Annotated in this window: 20 protein-coding genes and 1 tRNA gene; 6 read left to right on the forward strand and 15 right to left on the reverse strand. The window is 56.7% G+C overall.

The window, feature by feature from the left end; genetic code table 11:
• The first annotated feature begins 6 nt into the window (after positions 1-6).
• Positions 7-2871: an STT3 domain-containing protein gene (locus tag E3E42_RS05595; RefSeq protein ID WP_167903314.1), complete on the forward strand. Its 2865-nt coding sequence runs from the start codon at positions 7-9 to the stop codon at positions 2869-2871.
• Between the two features lie 6 nt (positions 2872-2877).
• On the opposite strand, the gene E3E42_RS05600 is transcribed toward E3E42_RS05595, so the two are convergent.
• The 4 genes from E3E42_RS05600 to E3E42_RS05615 are packed head-to-tail and all read right to left on the reverse strand — an operon-like array spanning position 2878 to position 4514.
• Positions 2878-3282, reverse strand: a complete 405-nt coding sequence (locus E3E42_RS05600; RefSeq protein ID WP_206206038.1) for a ParB/RepB/Spo0J family partition protein — start codon at positions 3280-3282, stop codon at positions 2878-2880.
• Positions 3279-3950, reverse strand: a complete 672-nt coding sequence (locus tag E3E42_RS05605) for a class I SAM-dependent methyltransferase (RefSeq protein WP_167903318.1) — start codon at positions 3948-3950, stop codon at positions 3279-3281. The genes E3E42_RS05600 and E3E42_RS05605 overlap by 4 nt, the downstream gene beginning before the upstream one ends.
• Positions 3951-4232: an MTH1187 family thiamine-binding protein gene (locus E3E42_RS05610; protein WP_167903319.1), complete on the reverse strand. Its 282-nt coding sequence runs from the start codon at positions 4230-4232 to the stop codon at positions 3951-3953.
• Positions 4233-4514, reverse strand: a complete 282-nt coding sequence (locus E3E42_RS05615) for a MoaD/ThiS family protein (protein ID WP_167903321.1) — start codon at positions 4512-4514, stop codon at positions 4233-4235.
• 62 nt (positions 4515-4576) lie between these two features.
• On the opposite strand from E3E42_RS05615, the gene E3E42_RS05620 reads away from it, so the two are divergent.
• Positions 4577-5326, forward strand: coding sequence for a hypothetical protein (locus E3E42_RS05620; protein ID WP_167903322.1), 750 nt, complete (start codon positions 4577-4579; stop codon positions 5324-5326).
• Here E3E42_RS05620 and E3E42_RS05625 read toward each other — a convergent pair.
• On the reverse strand, positions 5289-5963 hold the full coding sequence (locus E3E42_RS05625; RefSeq protein ID WP_167903625.1) for an adenylate kinase: 675 nt from the start codon (positions 5961-5963) through the stop codon (positions 5289-5291). The genes E3E42_RS05620 and E3E42_RS05625 overlap by 38 nt on opposite strands.
• A 123-nt stretch (positions 5964-6086) precedes the next feature.
• Between E3E42_RS05625 and E3E42_RS05630 the strand changes: the two genes are divergently transcribed.
• Positions 6087-6596, forward strand: coding sequence for a hypothetical protein (locus E3E42_RS05630; RefSeq protein WP_167903323.1), 510 nt, complete (start codon positions 6087-6089; stop codon positions 6594-6596).
• Here the strand turns inward: E3E42_RS05630 and moaC are convergent.
• From moaC to E3E42_RS05665, 7 genes are all read right to left on the reverse strand, one after another.
• Positions 6581-7060, reverse strand: a complete 480-nt coding sequence (gene moaC / locus E3E42_RS05635; RefSeq protein ID WP_167903324.1) for a cyclic pyranopterin monophosphate synthase MoaC — start codon at positions 7058-7060, stop codon at positions 6581-6583. The genes E3E42_RS05630 and moaC overlap by 16 nt on opposite strands.
• A gap of 53 nt (positions 7061-7113) precedes the next feature.
• The gene (locus E3E42_RS05640; protein WP_167903325.1) at positions 7114-9996 is read right to left on the reverse strand and encodes an intein-containing RctB family protein; all 2883 of its coding nucleotides are present in this window, start codon (positions 9994-9996) and stop codon (positions 7114-7116) included.
• Positions 9997-10057: 61 nt separating this feature from the next.
• A complete protein-coding gene (locus tag E3E42_RS05645) occupies positions 10058-10507 on the reverse strand; it encodes a hypothetical protein (RefSeq protein ID WP_167903326.1) in 450 nt (149 codons plus the stop codon).
• Complete coding sequence (locus tag E3E42_RS05650) at positions 10504-11439, reverse strand: tRNA (cytosine(49)-C(5))-methyltransferase (RefSeq protein WP_167903327.1); 936 nt, start codon at positions 11437-11439, stop codon at positions 10504-10506. The genes E3E42_RS05645 and E3E42_RS05650 overlap by 4 nt, the downstream gene beginning before the upstream one ends.
• A 9-nt stretch (positions 11440-11448) precedes the next feature.
• On the reverse strand, positions 11449-11877 hold the full coding sequence (locus tag E3E42_RS05655) for an archease (protein WP_167903328.1): 429 nt from the start codon (positions 11875-11877) through the stop codon (positions 11449-11451).
• A gap of 5 nt (positions 11878-11882) precedes the next feature.
• Positions 11883-12341 (reverse strand): type II toxin-antitoxin system VapC family toxin, encoded by a 459-nt coding sequence (locus E3E42_RS05660; protein WP_167903329.1) that lies wholly within the window; start codon positions 12339-12341, stop codon positions 11883-11885.
• On the reverse strand, positions 12310-12570 hold the full coding sequence (locus E3E42_RS05665; protein ID WP_167903330.1) for a ribbon-helix-helix protein, CopG family: 261 nt from the start codon (positions 12568-12570) through the stop codon (positions 12310-12312). The genes E3E42_RS05660 and E3E42_RS05665 overlap by 32 nt, the downstream gene beginning before the upstream one ends.
• 91 nt (positions 12571-12661) lie before the next feature.
• Between E3E42_RS05665 and panB the strand changes: the two genes are divergently transcribed.
• Entirely contained in the window at positions 12662-13519 is an 858-nt protein-coding gene (gene panB, locus E3E42_RS05670) for a 3-methyl-2-oxobutanoate hydroxymethyltransferase (RefSeq protein WP_058938398.1), read from the forward strand.
• Positions 13520-14188, forward strand: coding sequence for a glycosyltransferase family 2 protein (locus E3E42_RS05675; RefSeq protein WP_167903331.1), 669 nt, complete (start codon positions 13520-13522; stop codon positions 14186-14188).
• Here E3E42_RS05675 and E3E42_RS05680 read toward each other — a convergent pair.
• Positions 14166-15020 (reverse strand): DMT family transporter, encoded by an 855-nt coding sequence (locus E3E42_RS05680; protein ID WP_167903332.1) that lies wholly within the window; start codon positions 15018-15020, stop codon positions 14166-14168. The genes E3E42_RS05675 and E3E42_RS05680 overlap by 23 nt on opposite strands.
• A 224-nt stretch (positions 15021-15244) precedes the next feature.
• On the opposite strand from E3E42_RS05680, the gene E3E42_RS05685 reads away from it, so the two are divergent.
• Entirely contained in the window at positions 15245-15682 is a 438-nt protein-coding gene (locus E3E42_RS05685) for a hypothetical protein (RefSeq protein WP_240913646.1), read from the forward strand.
• A 144-nt stretch (positions 15683-15826) separates the two neighbouring features.
• On the opposite strand, the gene E3E42_RS05690 is transcribed toward E3E42_RS05685, so the two are convergent.
• Both E3E42_RS05690 and E3E42_RS05695 read right to left on the reverse strand, forming a co-directional pair.
• Positions 15827-15903 (reverse strand) — tRNA-Thr (locus tag E3E42_RS05690).
• Positions 15904-15943: 40 nt separating this feature from the next.
• Positions 15944-16759, reverse strand: coding sequence for a phosphatase PAP2 family protein (locus E3E42_RS05695; protein WP_167903333.1), 816 nt, complete (start codon positions 16757-16759; stop codon positions 15944-15946).
• Positions 16760-16813 lie beyond the last annotated feature (54 nt).

The raw sequence follows: 16813 nt of genomic DNA on the forward strand, positions 1-16813 counted from the left end.
ATCCGGATGGTGAAAACGGAAATTAAGGAGAAACGGAAGAAGAAGGGGGAAACTACCCCCCTCCCCGGATACTATCAAAAGTTCAAAAGTTACGGCCTTCCGCTGATAGCACTCCTGCTCGCGTATCTGGGCTTCAAACTGAGGAACATAACCTCCAACTACAAGACCTTCCTTGACCCAGATACGTTCTTTCACTACGAGATGTACAGGCAGGCTATAACCGAGTGGATTCCCCGGTATTTTGCCTACGCCGACCCGCCGGCTGGAGTAAAAGCAGGCGGCTACCTCGGCCTCTACACAGTCCAGGCAATATTTTACAAAATCGTATCTGTATTCGGCTACGACCAGCTGGGAGCGTTCAAGCTCTGGCCGCCTTTCGTCGGAGCGATGACCATCGTGGCAGTGTACCTCCTTGGAAGGAAGCTCCACTCCAACTGGGCGGGCCTCTGGGCGGCGGCCTTCATAATGTTCTCCTACGCCAACTTCAGCAAGACTTACTCCGGCAACAACCGCGGTGAAGGACCGTTCATGATGTTCTTCCTCTATGCGGTATTCTTCCTGCTGGTCTACCTCGACGAGAGGAAGTGGAACCCGAAGAAAATCCTCTCAGGTGTCCTGTTCCTGCTGACGAGCGTCCTCTACATGGCGGTCTGGACCGGAAGCCAGTTCGGTGTCGGAATTCTGCTCCTCTTCGCAGGGCTTACAGTGGTGGTCTTTTTCACCTTCGGGATGAGAGATGCCCTTAAACGGTTTGTAAGGGACTTTTTCCCGCTCTTTGGACTCTCTCTTGTTACTGGACTGGTGTTCTCGTACACCCGGCTGGTGGGCATCAGAAGCTTCCTCGTGTTTGCTATTGAGGGCCTTGTAGCCCTGAGCGCCCTTGTCGCAATAATGATCTACGGCGAGCGGGTAGGCCTCAACTACTCTGACAAGAAGCACCGGTTTGGAACCATCATCGCCATAGCGGTCCTCGGGTTCCTAGCGTTCTATGGATACTTTGGCAGGGACCTCCTCAAGTTCCTCGGCGGCGCCACCCAGTCGAATCCACTCTACCAGACCGTCGCCGAGCTCGCTAGGACGGACTGGAAAACCATAGCGGCATACTACAGCGTCAAGAGCAATGACGCCATAATCTTCATACTATCCGCCGTCGGATTCATCACAGTGGCTGCGAGGTTCGTGAGGAAGCTCGTCAAAAACGACCTGACCGGCCACAAAGAGATATTCTTGGTATCATACTACGCGGGCTCCCTTTACCTTCTCCTCACGGCCGTTCGTTTTGTCTTCCAGGCTTCGGGAGCCATACTCCTGCTGGCGGGCATAGCGATAGGTGAGGCGTTCCTCTTCGTGGAGAACATGAAGGAGAGCGCCACGACCAAGGCCCTCTACGCGGTACTTCTGATAATCCTCTTCCTGCCACTGCCCATCATTGGGGCCCAATACACGGGAAACATCGCCAAAAGCACCGCCAGGGCCCAGGGTTCCGTCCCGGCCGACTGGACGAACACCCTCAACTGGCTGAAGGAGAACAGCCACCCGCTCGACAGCGCCACGAGCTGGTGGGACTACGGCTACTGGATTGAATCAAGCCTCCTCAGCCACAGACGCTCCGCCACGGACGGTGGTCACGCATACGACAGGCGCTACATAGTCGCGGACTTCTTCTCCCACTACGGCAACGAGAGCGAGCAGGACTTCGAGGCATGGGAGCTTAACTACCTCATCGTCTGGCAGCAGGACATATACAAATTCAACGCCATAAGCTACCTCGGGGGTGCCATCGATTACTACGAGTACGGCCACGTCCCGATGTTCCAGGTCGTGCCAATGCAGTACATTAAGTACTCCAACGAGAGCGGGAGAACGATTGTCTACCTTACGACCGCCGGGGGAGACAAACAGCCGGCGATGACAGTGGATCTGACGAGGGGACAGATTATCCCGGGCAGGGGAGACATTCCGTACGTCCTCTACCTCTTCGGCAACTACGGCATTCTGGCGTACCACAAGATAGCATTCAGCAATTTCGTCAGGCTCGCGTTCCATATCCCGTACTCCCTTGAGCCGTGGGATGCCCAGAAGCTCTTCGCCAACTTCAAGTCCGTCCACAACGACGGGGGAGTCTCGACCTACGAGTTCAGGCCGTTCGCTGTGTACAGGATAGACCAGTACGAGAACGGCACATGGAAGACATTCTACAGCACGATGGGCGGAGGAAAACTCCCGACCGGAGAGCAGAAGCTCAGACTCTGGATTTCCGCCTTCGGCAGGGACGTCAAGGACGCGACCCTGGTCTTCGAGGCTTACAACGGAACCGAGCTGGTGAAAAAGGAAATCCTGGCCGAGGGCCTCAGCATAAACCACCTCAACGAGACCCCCGTGGAGGTCAGCCTCTTTGTCCCGAACGCCACCGACTACCGCTTTGTCATAATCCAGGACGGTCCTGTTGGGGTGCTCAACGGCGAGCCGAGGGTAAACGGGAAGGTCGCCAATCCAACCTACCTCCTGGGTGAAGGGCAGAGCGGTCAGCTCGAGCTCAAAGCCGCGTTCAGGAAGGACTACGACGACGTAACGCTTACCTTGAGGGCGAGCATAGTTTACTACGTCGCTCCCAACGGCAGGGACATCGAAAAGGACGACTTCTACCTCGAGCCTCACCAGGACATCATAACCTACGTTCCGGTCAAGGAGCTGAGCGTCAAGGCCGGCGATAACGTGATAACCACACAGGCCTCGATGCCATCCGACGTTTTCGACCCATACATCGAGAAGCTCTACCGGGAGTACGGAGAGGACAAGGTTGTCATAGTCAAGAAGCGCGTGGAGCCGGTGTTCATAACGAAGAAGGAGTACGTAATCTGGGAAGGCTGAGCCCTCCTAATCCCTGACTATTTTTACCCCTCCCAGGCCCCTAAGTCCGCTCTTCTCCGCGGTCCTCACAACCCCTGGCAGGAACCGAACCTTCGGCCGCAGCACGAGCGCCTCCACCTCTCTGAAGCCCAGCTTCCAGAGGGCAAAGGCCCTATGGTGACCGTCGAGGATATAGTAGCGCCCACCGTATGGTATAACTGTTATCGGGGCATCGTACCCGTGTTTTATCTCCTCCAGCACCACGAGAAGCTTCACCTCACTGAGCTCCGCCTGTGTTGGGACGAGAAGCTCCACGGGCAGGAAAGAATGCTCTATCTCAAAATCGATACCGTAGGCCGCCCTGTATTCGTTCATTATGTGCTCCGCGCGTTTAAACGCCTCCTCCCGGGTTATGAGCCGTATCCTCCTCAAACCTTCCTCCCCCTGACCGCCACGAACGCTGCGATGTTCCTGCATTTTCTGTGGCACTTCCTGTCGACCCGCTCGGCCAGTTCCGTGAAGGGCCAGAACGAGGGGAAGAATATTACCCCCGCGCTCTCAACTTCCCTGAATCCCGCCCCCAGGAGGAGCTCCTCAAGCTCGCCGGGAGTGTAAAAGCGAGCGTAGCGGTAGGCGGTTTCAACGAAGAGGCTCTTAAGCCGTTTGAAGAGGAACCATGCGCTGCGTCCGTTCATGGTGCCGATGACCGCCTCACCCCCCGACCTCAGGACGCGGTAAACTTCGGAGATAACTTTTTCCGGCTCGTGGATGAACTCGAACATCGTGACGCTCAGAACGAGGTCAAAGCTCCCATCCGGGAACGGCAGGCTGTAGGCGTCTCCTCTGACGCAGTTCAGGCCCTTCGAGCGCGCTACCCCCAGCATCCCCTCGCTGGCGTCGAGGCCGACGACGTCGAAGCCCATTCTTTTTAGCTCCAGGGTGTAGTTCCCGGTCCCGCAGCCGAGGTCGAGGGCCTTTCCCCCTCCGGTCCGCAGCATGGAGAATATCAGCCACTTCTCCGTTCTGTCCACGTAGCGGCCCGTCTTCGTCCGGTACCATCCATCGTAGCGTTCGGCTATCCTGTCAAAGTACTCGACCATTCAGACGCCCACCTTGCCCTCGATTGTCAGCGGCTTATCAACGCGGTCGTCGATTTTGAGGCTTATCACGACGCGCTTTGCCCCCGCTTCCAGAATCGCCCTGTGGCATCTCTCAACCAGTTCGAGAATCTCCTCCACCGGCCCCTCCACCACCGTCCCCATTGGACAGACCCTGTACTTCAGTCCGCTGGAGGCTATAACGTCGATAACCGGACGCAGGTACTCCCCGACGCTGGGATTCTCCGTGCCGAGCGGGAAGAGGCAGAGCTCCGCGACCGCCATTCAACCACCCCCCGCGGGAGGGAATATGTGAACCACATCCTCCTCGCTCAGCTCGGTATCGAGGCCCCTGAGGTGAAGAACGTTGTGGCCGTTTACAAGAACCATGCCGTCTACGGGCTTATCCGGGCCGACGCGGGGCGTTCCAAGGAGCTGCTTCTTTATCTCTGGGGTATAATGTTCGGCAAGGTAATCTATGAGCTCGCGGACGGTCCTCACCCCGTGAACCTCAACCTTCCGCCTGCCGATTATCTCGCGGAACGTGGCATAGAATATGACCTTCATCTGGGTCACCCGGGGGAGGTTGGACAAAAACCCTTAAAGTGATTTCGCCGTAGAACTATCAAATGACAGTACTAACCGTTGAACCCCCCGAGTACTATCCCGTGGTCGAGAAACTCTTCGCTGGGAACATCCGGGACGCCCTCGAAACCCTAGGCGTGGAGCTCGTGGGTATGAAAGTCGGCGTGAAGCCCGTCGGGAGGGTCATAAAGCTGGCATTCCTCTTCGAAATCCGCAGGCCCGAGACGTTTCTTCCCGGCGAGCTGGACTCGATAATATCGGGCCTCCTTGAGAAGCTGGCCGAGGACGCCACCCGCACGTTCGGGAGGCTGTACGACGCCAGGTTTCAGGTGGCGGGATTCAGAACCATAGAGGCAGCCAGAAAGCCGCAGAAGGAAGAGGTCAGCCTCGTGGTAAGCTGCCCCGATGATATCAGGAGGACGATAGAACGGCTGGGGAAGGGACTTGTAATCTACCTGAATGACAAGCGGGTTGAATTTTCCACCATCACGTTAACAATGCCCGTGGATGGAAGGCCCAAACTGACGATCACCCTGCTCGTTCCGGAGAAAAAGTCCCCCCACGATAAGGAGGCCCTCGCAAAAGAACTTGAACGCAAAGCAACCTCCTACCTCAGGACCCTCAACGCGGGATACATATCCGCGGAGGCCAAGGTTCTGGATCCAGGCGACAAGAAGATAGGGGTAATCATGAAAAGGCTAGACGAGATAGAAAAGGAAGCGGAGGAGCTTTCAAGGATGGACGATGTAAGGGAGCTTATGAGCGTTCTTGGAAAAGGGACTCCCGAGAGCTGATGTAATCCAGGAGGGGACGTATCCTCTTCCACACCTCCTCGACTCCTCCGTTTCCTTCTACCCTAACGTATATCCCCTTTCCCCGGTAGAATTTTATTATGGGCTCCATGTTTTTCGTGTATATGCTGTACCTGCGCTCAACGATTTCAGGCATGTCATCTTTTCTCTGAACCAGTCGCCCCCCGCAAAGGTCGCATATACCTTCCCGCTTTGGTGGGTTGAACCTAACGTGATAGACGGCACCGCAGTTGGAGCATATCCTCCTGCCGGAAATCCTTTCGATGCTTGTTTTCAGGTCTATGAATATCTCCATCGCAAGGTCAAGCTTGATGCCGTGATCGTAGAGGTAATTCTCAAGGGTTATCACCTGTTCGGGGGTTCTGGGGTACCCATCGAGGATAAAGTTGCTCCTCTGCCTGCGGAGCTTTGATATTATTAGAGTGTTCACTATCGTGTCGGGTATCAGTTCCCCCCTCGACAGGTAGTTGTCCATCTCAATGCCGAGGGAGGTTCTCTTTTCGATCTCCGCGCGGATTATGTCCCCTGAGGAGATATACGTCAGACCGTAGCGCTCGACTATCCGTTTGGCATGGGTGCTCTTCCCACTCCCGGGAGGGCCAAATAGGAGTATGTTCACGGACACCACCAGTGATTTTCTCTGTACTTTTTCATTGAAATATTTTTTGAAAATAGTCCCGAGTCGTCCACTCCAATAAATTTAAATTTTTCCCAGTACACAAATACTAACAGGTTGAGTACCATGATAATCGGGAGGTTCCTGAGCCCGAACTACCACATAAGAGTTCTCAAACTCAACAAGTTCAAACCGGAGGAGATAGTTGATGGGTTCCGCCGGAGGGGCGCCCACGTCTCCGAATTCCCGAGGGACATCGATATCGAACTCGCCATAGAGTCGTTCATGGCCTCGAGCTACGGGGACTACGTTTACGTGCTGAAGTTTCCGAAGGGCCGGCTGTTCCTGGCGAGGCACACCAAACGGCTTCATGAAAAGAAATGGCCAAATTCGGGGCGCTACATCGCCCGCGATGAGAACGGACTTAAGCGCTTTCTTCTGAGGGAGGTCTCAAGGAAATCAATGGTCATTATAGAGGTGCCCCGCATTATCATCTGGGGAGCCGTGTGGTGGCTCGTCTGGAGCTACTTCAGGGAATATCCGCTCGGAACGTTCCTGCTGTTCTTCATCGGTTTCTTCCTCGACGACCTCTTGAAGGTGTTGGAATACTCCGTCCTGGGCTACTGCAGGGATTGATTCGCTCCCTTCACCTTCTCGACCACGTGAATACCCTCTATCCTCGTGAACGGATACTGGCCATTTTCGTCCTTCTCGACGGCCTTGACCATGTCCCAGATGGTCAGGAGCGCAACCGTTACGCCTGTCAAGGCCTCCATCTCGACGCCCGTCTTGTAGGTCGCGCGGACCTCGCAGGTGGCCTCTATGTAGTCCTCGCCGAACTCGAAGGTTATATCTACCCCCGTGAGGGGTATCGGGTGGCAGAGCGGAATCAGCTCGGGGGTTTTCTTTACCGCCAGTATTCCCGCTATCTGCGCGGTGGCTATGACGTTCCCCTTCTTCGTCTTCCCGGATTTTATCAGCTCGATGGTTTCGGGCTTCAGCCTTATCCTGCCCTTTGCCAATGCCCTCCTAAAAACCTCATTCTTATGACCTACCTCCACCATTTTAACGCCCTTTTCATCAACATGGGTCAACTCCATCCCAAACGCCTCCGGAATGATAGTGAATACAAAAACAGAAAAACAGAAAGGATTCACCCCTTGGCGACGCCCATCGGGCGCATTCTCGCGACGAGCTTTGCTATTCCAGCCTGGTGGACCACATTGACGACGTTGTCCACGCTCTTGTAGGCACCGGGAGCCTCCTCCGCAACGACCCTGAGCGATGCAGCTCTGACGTAGATTCCCCGCCTTGCGAGCTCGTTCCTCAGCCTGTCGCCGCGGTACTGCCTCGTGGCGGCCTTCCTGCTGAGCAGCCTGCCGGCGCCGTGGCAGGAGCTTCCGAAGGTCTCCTTCATCGAGCCCTCAGCTCCAGCCAGGACGTAGCTTGCAGTCCCCATCGAGCCAGGAATCAGAACCGGCTGGCCAACGTCGCGGTAGGCCCTCGGCACGTCCGGGTGGCCGGCTGGGAAGGCCCTCGTCGCTCCCTTCCTGTGGACGACGACGGTAACCTTCTTCCCATCGACCTCGTGCTCCTCGACCTTGGCTATGTTGTGGGCCACGTCGTAGACAATATGCATCTCCATGTCCTCCGCTTTACGCTTGAAGACCTCCTCGAAGCTCTCCCTGACCCAGTGGGTTATCATCTGCCTGTTGGCCCACGCGAAGTTGGCAGCGGCCTTCATCGCGCTGAAATAGCGCTGCCCCTCCTCGGTCTGGAAGGGAACGCTGACGAGCTCGCGGTCAGGCCACGGAACCCCGTACTTCCTGTTGGCCTTCTCCATTATCCTGAGGTAGTCGCTCGCCACCTGGTGGCCGAGACCCCTTGAACCGGTGTGGACCATTACCACGACCTGCCCCTCGAAGAGGCCGTAAGCCTTCGCTATCTCCTCGTCGAAGATTTTGTCAACCACCTGAACCTCAAGGAAGTGGTTCCCCGAGCCGAGGGAGCCGAGCTGTGGCGCTCCGCGCTGCTTTGCTTTCTGGCTTACAGCGTTCGGGTCTGCACCCTCCATTCTGCCGCCTTCTTCCAGGTGCTCCAGGTCCTCCTTCCAGCCGTAGCCGTTGTCGACGGCCCACTTGGCACCGTCCGCCAATACATCGTCGAGCTGGGTCCAGTGGAGCCTCACGCGTCCCTTGCTTCCAAGCCCGCTCGGCACGTTCTTGAAGAGCGTGTCCACGAGCTCCTTGATGCGGGGTCTTACCTCCTTCTCGGTCAGGTTCATCCTGATTAGGCGGACGCCGCAGTTGTGAACCACGACGCCGTTGGCTATGAAGTTGTGGGCGTCGTGGTAAACGCCGACGTCGTAGAACCTGTCGTAGCCCGGCCGGACCCTTTCCACCTTGACGACCCTCTCCGCGACGAAGCCGCCCTCGTAGCCCCTCTCCCTCGCGAACTCCTCGAAGGTCGGGAAGTCCTTAGGAACGCGGGGCTCCTTTTCGCCCTCGTAGATGGCCCTCTCCACGAAGCGCCTGTTCACCACGTCCTTGACGGCCTCGTAGGCCTTTGAGACGCTTCCGGCCTCCCTGTAAACCTTTCTGGCCGTCTCGCCCGCTTTTCTCCTCTCCTCCTTAATGCGCTCCTTGAACTTCAGGTAAGCGTAAGCCACGAGCCCCTTTGCCTTCTTCTCGGGGTCGTACTCGTAGTTTATCCTTCCAAGGAAGTTCCTGATGCTCTCCTCCCCGACGAGAGCGAGCCTGTAGGTAACGCCCTTCCTCGACTTCACCGGGTAAACAGTTGTCTTAACGCCGAACTCGGCGAGAATGCCGGCTATCTCTTCCATGAACTCCCTGAGGTTCTCCTCAAGCTCCCGGGCCTTTGACTGGGTGAGGTTTATTGGCAGGGGCGTGTTGCCCTTGAACTCCACGACGCTTCCGTCCGAGGCAAAGAGGCCGGCGAGGAAGTTCCTCTTGACCCAGAGCGGGGCTTCCTTGATCCACCCTGGAACGGAGTAGGCAGTTTCAGCCTTCCTTCCTCTCGGCATTCCGAGCCTCTCCATGAGGAGGGCAAAGCTCCTCGACGTCACCCTGAGCTCCGCGGAAACGCTCCTCCCCTCGTACTTCCCGCTCACCGTCTCGATGCGGTAGTCCCTCTCGCGAACGTGGAGGTTGGCGTTGATGCCGAGCCTCTCAAGGTCCTTCTTGAGCTCCCTGAGGGTTTCCTCCTTCCCGTAGAAGCTCAGGTAGAGCCTGCCGTCCATCTCGCCAAGGTGGCCGTCGCCGAAGGCGAAGCCGAGTATTCTCGCGAGGGTTCCGATCTTCGGGTTCTCCCAGCGGAGCGGTAGGAGGTTTCTCTCCTTCAGGAACCTGATCGTCTGCGCGTCCGCGCCCTCAAGGTCACCCTCATCGAGGATTACCCCACTTTTCTCCTCGAACTCAACGCCCTCGAAGGGATAAACGAGAACCTCGTCGCCCTCCCTGATGTTCCCGAGGTAGACGTAGCCCTCCGGGGTGAGAACCGGGTGGTCCTCGCTACCCTCTATAACCCTCCCGGATTCTGTCACTATCCTGACGGCCAGTTCGTTCTTCTCAACTTCCCTCTCCGCCACGAAGGCAACGCCGGAGAAGTCATTGTGGCCCTCGTCTATGTCGTACACCCTGACCGCCTGGAGCCTGAACTTTTCGGGCATCTCCTCTACCCTAATCCAGTAACCGTGCTCAGTCAGCACCTTTGAGCCAGGGGCAAGGCAGTTGATGTCGTATCCCACTCCTCCGGGACTTATGACACCCTCTTTCACGTCAAAAGCCGCAACTCCGCCAATCGGGAAACCGTAGCCCTGGTGGCCGTCGGGCATGACGATGGAGTACTTGTAGATGCCGGGGAGCATGGCAACGTTGGCCGCCTGCTCAAGCGTCCTGTCACCGCGCATCTTCTCGATGAGCTGGTCGTCAGCGTAAACCCTTCCCTGAACTCTCATGCGCCTGTCGAACTTGGGAATCTCCCAGCGAATCTTGTCTATCCTCCTCAACGGGACCATCTTCCCACCCCCACCTTAGGTGGCCCTAAGATTTATTTTAAGCTTTCGAGGGACGGAGTTGTTACTCGAGCCTCAGCCTCCTCTCCCCCGGCACGTAGTTTATCAGCCTCCCCTCCTTGGCCTTAGCAGAGCCAAGGTAGTAGAAGCGCCACCTGACGATGACCCAGCCGTGGAGTTCTTTGTCTTCAATCTCGACGCTCTCACCGGCCAGGTAGCGCTTGGCCCTCCCGTCGTCCAGCTCAACGACGTTCTTTGTGGCTTTCGGCCCAACGAGGAAGGAACCTTCGATGCTGAGCCTTATCCCGTCGCTCTCCACCCTGCCGAAGTACACCCCGTTTCTGTCGGGCCCCCTGATTTCAAGGGAGCAGGGCTTCCAGGCGTAGACCTTGTGATACCTCCCGCGTATCTCATAGACAAGCTCCGGCGCATAGCCGTAGTTCTCAATGAGGAGCCTTTTGACGAGTTCGGCGTCATTTGTCCGCCCTATCTCCGCCCTCGGATTGTCGTTCATGCGCCTCCCTCCGGCTTTACAATCTTTGCGATGAAAAACGCCTCGGTGTCGTTGTCGTTGGGATGAATCCTCAGGGCCTTTCTCAGCTCCTCCGAGTAGGTTCTCCCCTCCCACTCGAGAACCGGCTCGCTCGTCTTAACTGGGAGCTTTATCGCCTCGAGCCTCGCGTCGGTCTTCCGGAGCAGGTAATCGACGACCTCCTCGTTCTCTATGGGGTCTATGGTGCAGGTTGAGTAAACCAGCGTTCCGCCGGGCTTGAGCGCCCTGTAAGCTGCCATGATGAGCCTCTTCTGGATGTTCATGTACCGGACAACCTCTTTCATGCGCCACTCCCTCAGGAACCTCCATTTCTTCCGTATCATGCCAACCGAAGAGCACGGGGCATCCAGCAGGATCCTGTCAAAGCGATTCTCAAAGCGGGCAAAGTAAACGCCGTCCTTCACACTCACCCGGGTGTTCAAAACACCCATCCTGTTGAGGTTCGCTATGAGAACGTTCGCCCTGCTTATCTTGGGGTCGTTGGCGATTATGCAACCCCTGTTCTCCATGTACTGGGCCATCTGACCCGTCTTCGAGCCCGGGGCTGCCGCCATGTCGAGAACCAGCTCGCCGGGTTTGGGGCCGAGGACGACGGGGGGTATCATGGAGCTCGCTTCCTGGCCGAAGATGAGGCCCAAACTGTGCTCCGGAACCTTCGCGAGGTTGTCAACGTTGATGAAGAACCCCTCACGAACCCAGGGAACCGGTTCAAGCTCGAACTCCTCCTTAAGCCTCTCAACGACCACATCAAGCGGAGCCTTCAGCGTGTTCACCCTTATGCTCTGCCGCAGGGGTCGGATTATGAACTCCCAGAACTCGTCCGTGTCTTCGAGCATCGAATAGCGCTCGTAAAAGGCGGGATTGGTTTCCTTAATCCTGTCCCTCGCGCTCATGGAACCACCTCAGATATCCGGAACCAGCTGCGCCATCCATCGCCCGTCCGGCAGCTGTTCTATTTTCATCTCGTGGTAGGTTATCGCCTTCACCTCTTCCTTCGGCTCGTGCTTCTCGTAGTCGAGAACCTCGCCGCAGGCCTTCGCCCTGAGCCGGTAGCCTTCCCCGGCATTCTCTATCTCGACGTTAACGTCCCCAAAGACCAGACCATCCATGTCGTGAAGCACTAAAAGCTCCTCAAGGAAGCTGTAGAGGAGCGCCTCCAGGTCCTCTTCCTCGACCTCAACCTCGCGGCACTCTTTACTCTCAACTTTCTCCACATCTACCATGACGTCGAAGAGCGCCAGGGCAACCGCTTCAAATGCCTCCTCAAGGCTCTCACCGTAGCCGCGGATGCCCACATCCGCCGTGTGCTCGTAGTGCTCCCATTTCCTCATTTCGCTCACCCCACGAGGAGTATTGAGTTCAAACCCTCCTTAACCGCCGCTTCATGAAGCCTCTTATCTGCGGTGTAGAAGCCCTCGGCTCCCACGTACTTTGCGGACACTATCTGCAGGGCGTCGGCCTGGTACAGGTGATGCCTTTCAATCAACTCCCACGCATCGGCGAGGAGCAGGGAATGGACGGGAACGACCTCCAGGACACCCAACCTCGTGAACCGCTTTACCTCGGCCAGAAAGCCTTTTTTGAGGAAGTTGAAGTCTTCCTCACTGAGCTCTCCACGTCTGAGCTTTTTGTCGAACACACCGAGCACCTCCCCAACGTTCCAGAAGCTGAAGGCCAGCTTCACCTCGCCCCTGTAGGCGTCCCTGAAGGCTTTCCTCACGACGTCGCTTCCCTCTTCGTTCAGGTACCTCTTCAGGATTGCGCTACTGTCCAAGTAAACGCTTTTCCCTGTCATCTCTCATCTCCCTCAGGAGCTTTTCACTCCTCTCTCCCCCCACGTTGAGGGGCTCGAACCACAGGGGGATTTCGGAGTCGTCGATGTCCCTCAGAACCTCGTTTATGAGGTAGTTCATCAGTGCCTCCTCCAGCAACTTGCTGACCTCGCTCCCCTCCCTGAGGGCCAGCTCCTTGAACTCCCTCCACAGCTCCTCATCGACGTAAACGCTCGTTTTGACCTTGCCCATGCCACCACCTGTAGGTAATTACCGACGTTGGTATATAACCCTATCGAAACCGTTAATTAGACCGCCGTCTAACCCTTCAGAGGTGGGGAACATGAGGGAAATAACGGCGCGAAGGATTATCGAGATGAAGGGGAAGGAAAAGATCGCGATGATAACCGCCTACGATTACCCGTCCGCACTGATAGCCGACAGGGCAGGGATGGACATCATCTTCATCGGCGATTCCCTCGGAATGGTTGTTTACGGCGAGGGGAACACGCTGAACGTTTCTATGGAGCAGATGGTCTTCCACACCAGGGCGGTCTCGAAGGCCGTCAAGAGGGCGCTCGTTCTGGCGGACATGCCCTTTGCGAGCTACGAGATAGACACCGACGAGGGCCTGAGGAACGCGGTTAGACTGATACAGGCCGGTGCGGATGCCGTTAAGATCGAGGGCGGCTACGACCACAGGAAGCTCGTCAGAAAGCTCGTACGCATGGGAATACCCGTCATGGGGCACACAGGGCTTACCCCGCAGCGCTATCTGAGGTTTGGGGGATACAGATTGATGGGGGAGACCGAGGAGGAGATCGAGGAAATCCTCCGCGACGCCAAGGCACTGGAGAAGGCGGGGGCATTTGCGGTTGTCCTCGAGTTCACCCTCGCGGACGTGGCAAAACTCGTGACCGAAGAGATATCAATCCCCACGATCGGCATTGGTGCCGGGCCGTGGGTCGACGGCCAGGTTCTCGTCTGGCATGACCTTCTCGGCATCTACGAGGAGACCCCACCCTTCGTCAAGAAGTACGCCGACATCGGCGGGATGATGCGCCTGGCTATTGAAAACTACCGGGAGGAGGTTAAGGGCGGCGCGTTTCCGGGCAGGGAGCACTACTGGGAGTTCCTCGATAAGGAGGACTTCAGGAAAAAGGCCGCGCGTGCCCTGGAGAAACTGAGAGAGGAGGATTGAATGCTGGATGGAAAACGGGTAAGCGTTGTGATTCCAGCGTACAACGAAGAAGAGCGCCTTCCCAGCGTTCTGGACAGGATACCCGACTTTATCGACGAGGTAGTGATCGTGGACGATGGCTCCGGCGATGGGACTTACGAGGTGGCACGGGCGTTCTCCGGGAAGGACCCAAGGATAAAGGCGATTAGACTCGAGAGAAACCGCGGCAAGGGCTGCGCAATGAGAAGGGGCGTTGAAGAGGCCTCCGGGGACGTAATAGTTTTCATCGACGCCGACGGACAGCACAGGCCGGAGGAGATAATAAAGCTCGTCGAGCCGATAGTGAAGGGCGAGGCAGACATGGTGATCGGGGCAAGAAAGGTCGAGGAGGCTGGAAAAAGGCCGCTGCACAGGAGAATCAGCAACATCCTGACGACGCGGCTTATACGCCTCAAACTGGGGCGCTATGTCTACGACACCCAGAGCGGGTTCAGGGCCTACAGAAGGGAGTTCCTTCCGGAAATAGAGAGCGACCGCTACGAGGTTGAGACTGAGATGCTCCTGAAGGCCGCAAAGATGGGCGCCAGGATAAAGGAAGTTCCGGTGGGCATGATATACGACCCATCGAGGGAGGGCCGCTTCGGGATCAGGGACGTGTTCCGCTTCATCAGGGCGTACCTTCGGTTTTGACCTTACTTTTAACCTTTATCGCCCCCAGAGTCCCCGCAGTTATGAGGGCGAAACCAACGACGTGATAGAGGGTCAGCGTCTCCCCCAGCAGTACACTGACGCCTATTGCAACCGCCGGGGCCGGGGTTATTATGGCCGTTGCCTTGGAGAGGTTGATGCGCTTTATCGATCCGTACCACACGAGCTGACCGGCCGCTATCACCAGACCCTCTGCGATTACAAAGCCTGAGAACTCAAGTCCGGACGCAGCCGCCAGAGGCAGGAGAAGGAGGAATCCGAAGGTGTTACGAAGGGCCGCTATCGTCTGAGGGCTGTAGGGAAGCCTCTTGGCTATAACGTGGCCCAGCTGCCAGAAGAGGGGCACGAGGAGGAGCAGAAGATCACCCAGCCTGAGCTCAACCGAATGTCCGGGAACCATAATAAGAACCAGGCCCACCAGGATAACGAGAGAATACACCACCAGGCGCTTCGTTATCCTCTCCCCCAGGAGGAGCCACGCTAGAAGGAACGACCACAGAACCTCGCTCCTCGTTATGAGGGCGGCGTTTATTGCGGTGCTCATCCGGGCGCCAAAGGAGTACGCAAGATAGGCGAGTGCAGTTCCGAAGAAACCTACCAGAAACGCCGGTTTTATTCCGGCGGGATTTTCATGGATCTCATCCAGCCCCCCACTCCAGCCGACCGCTGTCCAGAGAATGAGGGATGCAACCAGGGCAGAGAGGGCAGCGAAACTAATGGGGCTGGTCGGGTTGGATTTTATAACAACCGGCTCAAGTCCATATATCACCGTCCCCGAGAGCGCCAGGGCGGTCCCCAGAGCTTCGCGCCGCATACCCAGCATTTGGTGCTCCAGGTTTATAAACCCCCCAGTAGTGCGCCTGAAAGCCGACCACGGGTGGATAGTACCTGCCGCCGCGGTGCTCCAACATCCTGGATTTTGTCCAAGTATGTATTAAAACAGCAAAAATTGGGAATATTGGTGATAAAATCGTTTAAAATCAAGACTTTGAGTCACAATGTTTAAATAGGGCAGATACTATTTTGTAAATCGAGGGAATGAAGATGGCCGCAATAACCGTGAGGCCCCCGACCCTGAAAAAAATGGAAGCTCTCGGTTTCTCCCTCATGATAGTGGCAGCCGTGCTTATGGCCGCCGCGGTGTGGGGGGGCCCTCACAGGTTCCAGGAGGACGTCGTGCTGAACCCCGGGGAGTACTATCTTTACACCCTCAGTGGCCACCAGTGGAGCACCGTATACTTTTCGATAAAATCCACACAGCCGGTGACGGTCTGCATCACCGATGGAACCGGCGTTGAAATGCTCAAATCCGGAGAAAGCCCCCTGTGCTTCTTCAAGGCGGAGGACACAACCAGCATTGAGAAGATCTGGAGGTTCCCGGAGAAGGGTCCGCTCTACCTGGTGCTGGTCCCGGCCCCGGGCACTCGGCAGGCCAGGGTCTCAATTACGGTAAAGAGCGGGCTGGTTCTGTGGTGACCAGCAGGGTGACCTAACTCCGTCGAGGCTTTGAACGTTAGGATTTCCACGGCTGCAACGTATAACAGGAGCCGTTTTATTGAGGACGCGGTTTTAATGAGGCTTTCACTTGAAAACCGGCCGTTTAGAAGTGAAGGGGGATTATGGAGCCGGGAGCGGGATTTGAACCCGCGACCTGCGGATTACGAGTCCGCCGCCCTGCCGAGCTAGGCTACCCCGGCACCCGATGTTAAAGACCAGCGGGGAGTTTATAAGCTTTTCTCAGGGACCCCCAAGGAGCCCCCCGAAGATGGCCAGGGCCCTGGCGGGATTGGCCGCCACTATCAGGACTATGACCGCGAGGAGGAAGTTTAAGACGGTGACCCTCTGGAGCGAGGAAACCTCCCACCGGTATATGACCTCGGATATCCCTGCGCTCCATTCCCAGGAGGTCTTTGACACGGCAATACCAAGGAGGAAGCCGGCAAGGACATCATAGATCCAGTGATGTCCAAGGAACACAGTTGCGAACGGTATAAGGCTGTTCGTGAGTATCAAGACCTTTCCGCCGAGGCGCTTCCGGTATTTCCACAGGGTGATTATGTTTATCATTATGAACGTGTTGTGAAGGGAGGGGAGGACGAATTCCTGCCTCGTCAGGAGGGTATTGTTGGAGGTGTAGCCGGGCAGGTTGTAGACTATATGCGGAGCGTAGATGTGGGCTATCAGGTACACCGAGCCCGCGACGGCATACGCCATCAGATACCGGGCCAGAAGCTGATCGGACGCCTCTAGATCCCTCAGATACAGCAGGAGGTAAGCAACGATAAGGGCTATGGAACCGGCGAAGCCGAGATAGTACACGACGGTAAAGAGTGCGTGGAGGGGCGGCACACCCTTGGTGAACTCCACCAGGCCAACGACCAGATCCCTCGACGTGAGGGGGAGTCTGAGAAACTGTGGCGTTAAGTCCACACTCCAGCGTCCGATGACGCCGTACAGAACGCCGAAGGCAACCCATCCAAAGTAGCTGAGGAAGAACGCGTTAAGCCGTACCAGCACCTCAGGATCCTCAAGGCGCCGCTGGAGCATGTTCATAACTTCTACCCCCAAGTAGTCAAGCCTTTAACTCCACCTTCTTGAACGCTGCAG

Source organism: Thermococcus sp. JdF3 (assembly GCF_012027495.1).
Classification (GTDB): Archaea; Methanobacteriota_B; Thermococci; order Thermococcales; family Thermococcaceae; genus Thermococcus.

Bases quoted from the DNA above. Each gene is read 5' to 3' on its own strand.
- E3E42_RS05595 (WP_167903314.1), top strand. From the start codon at position 7: ATGGTGAAAACGGAAATTAAGGAGAAACGGAAGAAGAAGGGGGAAACT.
- E3E42_RS05605 (WP_167903318.1), bottom strand. From the start codon at position 3,950: ATGGTCGAGTACTTTGACAGGATAGCCGAACGCTACGATGGATGGTAC.
- E3E42_RS05610 (WP_167903319.1), bottom strand. From the start codon at position 4,232: ATGGCGGTCGCGGAGCTCTGCCTCTTCCCGCTCGGCACGGAGAATCCC.
- E3E42_RS05615 (WP_167903321.1), bottom strand. From the start codon at position 4,514: ATGAAGGTCATATTCTATGCCACGTTCCGCGAGATAATCGGCAGGCGG.
- E3E42_RS05620 (WP_167903322.1), top strand. From the start codon at position 4,577: ATGACAGTACTAACCGTTGAACCCCCCGAGTACTATCCCGTGGTCGAG.
- E3E42_RS05630 (WP_167903323.1), top strand. From the start codon at position 6,087: ATGATAATCGGGAGGTTCCTGAGCCCGAACTACCACATAAGAGTTCTC.
- moaC (WP_167903324.1), bottom strand. From the start codon at position 7,060: ATGGAGTTGACCCATGTTGATGAAAAGGGCGTTAAAATGGTGGAGGTA.
- E3E42_RS05640 (WP_167903325.1), bottom strand. From the start codon at position 9,996: ATGGTCCCGTTGAGGAGGATAGACAAGATTCGCTGGGAGATTCCCAAG.
- E3E42_RS05645 (WP_167903326.1), bottom strand. From the start codon at position 10,507: ATGAACGACAATCCGAGGGCGGAGATAGGGCGGACAAATGACGCCGAA.
- E3E42_RS05650 (WP_167903327.1), bottom strand. From the start codon at position 11,439: ATGAGCGCGAGGGACAGGATTAAGGAAACCAATCCCGCCTTTTACGAG.
- E3E42_RS05655 (WP_167903328.1), bottom strand. From the start codon at position 11,877: ATGAGGAAATGGGAGCACTACGAGCACACGGCGGATGTGGGCATCCGC.
- E3E42_RS05660 (WP_167903329.1), bottom strand. From the start codon at position 12,341: ATGACAGGGAAAAGCGTTTACTTGGACAGTAGCGCAATCCTGAAGAGG.
- E3E42_RS05665 (WP_167903330.1), bottom strand. From the start codon at position 12,570: ATGGGCAAGGTCAAAACGAGCGTTTACGTCGATGAGGAGCTGTGGAGG.
- panB (WP_058938398.1), top strand. From the start codon at position 12,662: ATGAGGGAAATAACGGCGCGAAGGATTATCGAGATGAAGGGGAAGGAA.
- E3E42_RS05675 (WP_167903331.1), top strand. From the start codon at position 13,520: ATGCTGGATGGAAAACGGGTAAGCGTTGTGATTCCAGCGTACAACGAA.
- E3E42_RS05680 (WP_167903332.1), bottom strand. From the start codon at position 15,020: ATGCGGCGCGAAGCTCTGGGGACCGCCCTGGCGCTCTCGGGGACGGTG.
- E3E42_RS05685 (WP_240913646.1), top strand. From the start codon at position 15,245: ATGAAGATGGCCGCAATAACCGTGAGGCCCCCGACCCTGAAAAAAATG.
- E3E42_RS05695 (WP_167903333.1), bottom strand. From the start codon at position 16,759: ATGAACATGCTCCAGCGGCGCCTTGAGGATCCTGAGGTGCTGGTACGG.